At 58.5% G+C, this 6323-nt stretch carries 5 protein-coding genes and 1 pseudogene; 5 read left to right on the forward strand and 1 reads right to left on the reverse strand.

The window, feature by feature from the left end; genetic code table 11:
• From M0974_RS01770 to M0974_RS01780, 3 genes and pseudogenes are all read left to right on the forward strand, one after another.
• Positions 1-190 (forward strand): annotated as a pseudogene (locus M0974_RS01770) (2,3,4,5-tetrahydropyridine-2,6-dicarboxylate N-succinyltransferase); the annotation flags it as partial.
• A gap of 68 nt (positions 191-258) precedes the next feature.
• The gene (locus tag M0974_RS01775; RefSeq protein WP_297831898.1) at positions 259-1464 is read left to right on the forward strand and encodes an aminotransferase class V-fold PLP-dependent enzyme; all 1206 of its coding nucleotides are present in this window, start codon (positions 259-261) and stop codon (positions 1462-1464) included.
• Positions 1461-1874 (forward strand): SufE family protein, encoded by a 414-nt coding sequence (locus M0974_RS01780; protein WP_297831901.1) that lies wholly within the window; start codon positions 1461-1463, stop codon positions 1872-1874. The genes M0974_RS01775 and M0974_RS01780 overlap by 4 nt, the downstream gene beginning before the upstream one ends.
• Here the strand turns inward: M0974_RS01780 and tcdA are convergent.
• On the reverse strand, positions 1850-2686 hold the full coding sequence (gene tcdA / locus M0974_RS01785) for a tRNA cyclic N6-threonylcarbamoyladenosine(37) synthase TcdA (protein ID WP_297831904.1): 837 nt from the start codon (positions 2684-2686) through the stop codon (positions 1850-1852). The genes M0974_RS01780 and tcdA overlap by 25 nt on opposite strands.
• Positions 2687-3045: 359 nt before the next feature.
• Here tcdA and M0974_RS01790 point away from each other — a divergent pair, with 359 nt between their 5' ends.
• Together M0974_RS01790 and dapE are read left to right on the forward strand one after the other, a co-directional pair.
• Positions 3046-5634, forward strand: a complete 2589-nt coding sequence (locus M0974_RS01790; protein WP_297831907.1) for a glycosyltransferase — start codon at positions 3046-3048, stop codon at positions 5632-5634.
• 84 nt (positions 5635-5718) lie between these two features.
• Positions 5719-6323: succinyl-diaminopimelate desuccinylase (gene dapE / locus M0974_RS01795; protein WP_297831909.1), on the forward strand; the 605-nt coding region annotated here is incomplete at its 3' end.

A 6323-nucleotide genomic window follows, 5' to 3' on the forward strand; every position in this document is an offset into this window, starting at 1 on the left:
GTACGTGACCGCCGGGACCAAAGTGGCGCTGCTCGATGACAAGAATGAGCTGGTAAAAGTAGTCAAAGCCCGCGAACTGGCCGGTCAACCTGACCTGTTGTTCCGTCGCAACTCGCAAACCGGCGCCGTGGAATGCAAATCCCACAAATCGGCCATCGAGTTGAACGAAGCGCTGCACGCTCATAACTGATCTGATGCCGTATCCAGGGTCGACAGCGCATTAGCGTTGCAGGCCCTGATCCATCGAGCTGAATCCCTATGCTTCTGCCCTCTCCCTGGCGCGCTGACTTTCCAGCCATCGCCGCACTGCAACGGCAAGGCCAGACCTATCTGGACAACGCCGCTACCACGCAAAAACCTCAAGCGCTGCTCGACGCGCTGAACCATTACTACGTCAACGGCGCGGCCAATGTGCATCGGGCACAGCATCTGCCGGGGGCGAATGCCACGCAAGCGTTTGAAAACAGCCGCAGCAAAGTCGCTCAATGGCTTAACGCGATTGACCCCACGCAGATCGTCTTCACCCATGGCGCGACGTCAGCAATAAACCTACTGGCTTACGGGCTTGAACATCGCTTCCAGGCGGGCGATGAAATTGTTATTTCTGCGCTGGAACATCACGCCAACCTTCTGCCCTGGCAACAACTGGCACAACGTCGTGGGCTGAAGCTGGTGATTTTACCGCTCGACCTACACGGGCTGATTGATATTGATGTCGCTGTCGAGCTGATTGGCCCGCGTACCCGTTTATTGGCGGTTAGCCAGTTGTCCAACGTTCTGGGCGCTTGGCAGCCACTGCCTGCCTTGCTAAACATGGCCAAAGCTCAAGGCGCGCTGACCGTCGTCGACGGCGCCCAGGGCGTGGTTCACGGTCGACACGACGTGCAAGCCTTGGGGTGCGATTTCTATGTATTCTCCAGCCACAAACTCTACGGCCCGGACGGCGTCGGCGTGCTGTATGGCCGCGAAGAAGCACTGGCGCAACTGCGTCATTGGCAGTTCGGCGGGGAAATGGTGCTGACCACCGACTACCACAGTGCGACGTTTCGCCCTGCACCATTGGGGTTTGAAGCGGGCACCCCGCCGATTGCCGGGATCATCGGCCTAGGTGCAACCCTCGACTACCTGGGCAGCCTTGATCACCGCGCGGTGCTGGCCCATGAAGCCGCGCTGCACCGGTTATTGCTAAAGGGGTTGAACAACCGCGAGGGCGTGCGAGTGCTGGGTGATCCACAGCTGGCACTGGCCAGTTTCGTGGTCAACGGCGTGCACAACGCTGACTTGGCGCACCTGTTGACCGAGCAAGGGATTGCCGTCCGCGCAGGGCATCATTGCGCGATGCCGCTGATCAATAGCCTCGGCCTGACCGGCGCGATTCGGGCGTCCTTGGGGCTATATAACGATTCCGACGACCTACAGCGTTTCTTCGATGCATTGGATCAAGCACTGGAACTGCTGCGATGAGCCTGCCGCCGGATGCACAGCTCGCCCTGGACACCTTCACTCAGCCCCAAAGTTGGGAACAACGCGCGCGGCTGTTGATGCAATGGGGCGAACGCTTGCCAGCTTTGAGCGAAGAAGAGAAAACCGAGAATCATCGCGTGCACGGCTGTGAGAGCCAAGTCTGGTTGCTGGGCAGCGTCGTGCAGGAAAGCTGGCAGTTTCGTGCCGCCAGTGACGCGCGCTTGATTCGGGGCTTGGTGGCGTTGCTGTTGGCGCGGGTCAATGGCCTGTCAGCGGAGCAATTGCAGCAGGTCGATCTGCCCGATTGGTTCAAGCAACTGGGCCTGAGCCGTCACCTGTCACCCTCGCGCAGCAACGGCCTGAATGCGGTGCTGCAACGGATGCGTCAGTTGGCCTCGGGCACGGCCTGAGTGGGCTTGACTCGTTCCGACGGGCGCCGTACACCCGCAACAATTTTGTCCACGGCCTTGGTGGCTGCGACCATGCCGAAGGTCGCTGTCACCATCATCACCGCACCGAATCCGCCAGAGCAGTCGAGCTTCACGCCATCACCGACGAAGCTTTTTTGCAGGCAGATACTGCCGTCGGGTTTCGGATAACGCAGTTGTTCGGTAGAGAACACACACGGCACGCTGTAGTGGCGGGTCATGGTGCGTGAAAAACCGTAATCCCGACGCAGGGTCGAGCGCACTTTGGACGCAAGCGGATCGTTGAAGGTGCGGTTGAGGTCACACACCTGAATCAGCGTCGGGTCGATCTGTCCGCCAGCACCGCCAGTGGTAATGATCTGGATTTTGCGGCGCTTACACCAAGCAATCAATGCCGCCTTGGCATTAACGCTGTCGATGCAGTCGAGCACGCAGTCGATGTTTGGGGTGATGTACTCGGCCATGGTTTCGCGGGTGACGAAATCACTCACCGCATGAACAATGCAATCCGGATTGATCGCACGTAAACGCTCGGCCATGACCTCAACCTTGTCCCGGCCGACGGTGCTGTCCAGCGCGTGCAATTGACGATTGCTGTTGCTCAGGCAGACATCGTCCATATCGAACAACGAGATTTCACCGACGCCACAGCGGGCGATGGCTTCTGCCGCCCACGAACCGACGCCACCGACGCCGACGATGGCCACGTGCGCAGCACGCAACCGGTCCAGGCCTTCAATGCCATATAACCGAGCGACGCCAGCAAATCGCGGATCTTCTGTGTTCATGACCATAACCCCAAAAACCGGCGCGCATTATAGGGCGGTATACGCGTGGCGACATCTTTATCCGGATGAAGCGCAAGTGATATCACATTCACCGTGGGACCGAATTCATTCGGGAATGGATTTTATATTCAGCATCGTCAGTGTATGACACGGCGCCTTCCCGAATAAATTCGGTCCCACAGTGTGAACCCATGACGCGCCATGCTATCCCCTGCTTTAATACAGCCAGAGAACTTAAATGCATTGCCGTTGACCAACTAGCCGAACGGCTGGCTGTACAGCCGTATAAGGCCCAGAGTAGGATGCGCGCCGACCGGCGTTCGTCGGCTATTCCTCCGTTCCACCCTTTGGAACCAGAAGTATTTATGTCATCGCGTAAATTTGGACTCAACTTGGTGGTCGTTGTGGCAATTGCCGCGCTATTCACCGGCTTCTGGGCGCTGATTAACCGCCCGGTCACAGCACCCGACTGGCCTGAGCAGATTTCAGGCTTCTCTTACTCACCTTTCCGACCGGGGCAAAACCCGCAGAAAGGTATCTACCCGTCCGACGATGAAATGCGTCAGGACCTGGAGTTGATGAGTAAGCAAACTGACAGCATTCGGACCTATTCGGTCGACGGCTCCCTGGGAGATATCCCAAAGCTGGCGGAAGAATTCGGCCTGCGCGTGACCCTCGGAATCTGGATCAGCCCTGATGAAGAGCGTAACGAGCGCGAGATCACCAAGGCCATCGAACTGGCGAATACATCGCGCAGCGTGGTTCGTGTGGTGGTGGGCAACGAAGCCCTGTTTCGTCGTGAAATTACCGTCAAACAGCTGAGTGTACTGCTGGACCGGGTGCGCGCCGCAGTGAAAGTGCCGGTGACGACGTCCGAGCAATGGCACATCTGGGAGAAATACCCGGAGCTGGGCAAGCACGTTGACCTGGTAGCCGCGCACATTCTGCCGTACTGGGAATTCATCCCGGTGGACAAAGCCGGCCAGTTCGTCCTCGACCGCGCCCGCGAACTGAAAAAAATGTTCCCGAAAAAACCGCTGCTGCTTTCGGAGGTTGGCTGGCCGAGCAACGGCCGTATGCGTGGCGGTTCCGATGCCACCCCGGCAGATCAGGCGATTTACCTGCGTACTCTGGTCAACAAGCTTAACCGCCAAGGCTACAACTACTTCGTGATCGAAGCATTCGATCAGCCATGGAAAGCCAGTGATGAAGGTTCAGTGGGCGCGTATTGGGGCGTATACAACGCCGATCGCCAGCAGAAATTCAATTTCACAGGGCCGGTCGTCGCGATCCCCCAGTGGCGCATATTAGCCATTGGCTCAGGCGTTCTGGCGCTGTTGTCGCTGGCCCTGTTGCTGATCGACGGATCGGCCCTGCGTCAACGTGGCCGTACCTTCCTGACGTTCACCGCGTTCCTTTGCGGTTCGGTGTTGGTGTGGATCGGTTACGACTACAGCCAGCAATACAGCACGTGGTTCAGTTTGACGGTTGGATTCTTGCTGGCCCTTGGCGCACTGGGCGTTTTCATCGTGCTGATGGCCGAAGCCCATGAACTCGCAGAAGCGGTCTGGACCCACAAGCGTCGCCGGGAATTCCTGCCCGTTGAAGCCGACGACGCCTTCCGACCAAAAGTCTCGGTGCATGTCCCGTGCTACAACGAGCCGCCGGAGATGGTCAAACAGACCCTCAATGCGCTGGCTGCACTGGACTATCCGGACTTTGAAGTCCTGATCATCGACAACAACACCAAAGACCCGGCGGTCTGGGAGCCGGTCAAGGCGCATTGCGAATTGCTCGGCCCACGCTTCAAGTTCTTCCACGTCGCACCGCTGGCCGGTTTCAAGGGTGGCGCACTGAATTACCTGATTCCGCACACCGCCCCGGACGCTGAAGTGATTGCGGTGATCGACTCGGATTACTGTGTTGACCGTAACTGGCTGAAGCACATGGTGCCGCACTTTGCTGACCCGAAAATCGCCGTGGTGCAATCGCCGCAAGATTATCGCGATCAGAACGAAAGCACGTTCAAGAAGCTCTGCTACTCGGAATACAAAGGCTTCTTCCATATCGGCATGGTCACCCGTAACGACCGTGACGCGATCATTCAGCACGGCACCATGACCATGACCCGCCGTTCTGTGCTCGAAGAGCTTGGCTGGGCTGACTGGTGCATCTGCGAAGACGCCGAGCTGGGTCTGCGCGTGTTCGAAAAAGGTCTTTCTGCTGCCTATGCCCATAACAGCTATGGCAAGGGTTTGATGCCGGATACGTTTATCGACTTCAAGAAGCAGCGTTTCCGTTGGGCGTATGGCGCGATCCAGATCATCAAGCGCCACACATCAAGCCTGCTGCGCGGCAAAGATACCCAGTTAACTCGCGGTCAGCGTTACCACTTCCTCGCGGGCTGGTTGCCGTGGGTCGCGGATGGCATGAACATCTTCTTCACCTTCGGTGCCCTGCTGTGGTCTGGCGCAATGATCATCGTGCCGCAACGGGTCGACCCACCGCTGCTGATCTTCGCTATCCCGCCATTGGCACTGTTCGTGTTCAAGGTCGGCAAGATCATCTTCCTGTACCGTCGCGCCGTGGGGGTCAACCTCAAAGATGCATTTGCTGCCGCACTGGCCGGGCTGGCGTTGTCGCACACCATCGCCAAAGCGGTGCTGTACGGTTTCTTCACCACCAGCATTCCGTTCTTCCGTACCCCGAAGAACGCCGACAGCCACGGCATGTGGGTAGCCATTTCCGAAGCACGGGAAGAGCTGTTCATCATGCTGCTGTTGTGGGGTGCCGCACTCGGTATCTGTCTGGTGCAGGGCCTGCCAAGCGCTGACATGCGTTTTTGGGTGACCATGCTGCTGGTGCAATCGCTGCCGTACCTGGCGGCATTGATCATGGCCTTCTTGTCGTCACTGCCGAAACCTACACAGGTGGTAGAGCCGACACCGGCCTGATTACTGCCGAGTGTCATAAACGGCGGCCTTCGGGTCGCCGTTTTGCTTTAAGCTATGCGCCTTTTCCGCCCCCGGAGTCTTTCCATGACGGCCCCAACCGAACTTTCGCCCACCCTTCAACTCGCCTGTGACTTGATCCGTCGTCCGTCGGTCACCCCGATCGATGCGGACTGTCAGGCAGTGATGATGCAGCGCCTGGGCGATGCCGGCTTTGCGCTGGAACCTATGCGCATCGAAGATGTGGATAACTTTTGGGCCACCCATGGCAATCAGGAAGGTCCGGTGTTGTGTTTCGCCGGGCATACCGACGTGGTGCCAACTGGGCCGGTCCAGGCGTGGCAGAACGATCCGTTCAATGCGTTGATTGATGAAAACGGCATGCTCTGTGGGCGTGGCGCGGCCGACATGAAAGGCAGCCTTGCCTCAATGGTGGTAGCGGCCGAGCGCTTTGTCGGCGAACACCCGAACCATAAAGGCAAAGTCGCGTTCCTGATTACCAGCGACGAAGAAGGCCCGGCCCATCACGGCACCAAAGCGGTGATTGAGCGGCTGGTCGCACGCAAAGAGCGTATGGACTGGTGCATCGTTGGCGAACCGTCGAGCACGACGTTAGTGGGCGACGTGGTGAAAAACGGCCGTCGCGGCTCGCTGGGAGCCACGCTGACCGTGCGCGGCGTTCAAGGCCCGAC

It is taken from the genome of Pseudomonas sp., assembly GCF_026224925.1.
Taxonomy (GTDB): domain Bacteria; phylum Pseudomonadota; class Gammaproteobacteria; order Pseudomonadales; family Pseudomonadaceae; genus Aquipseudomonas.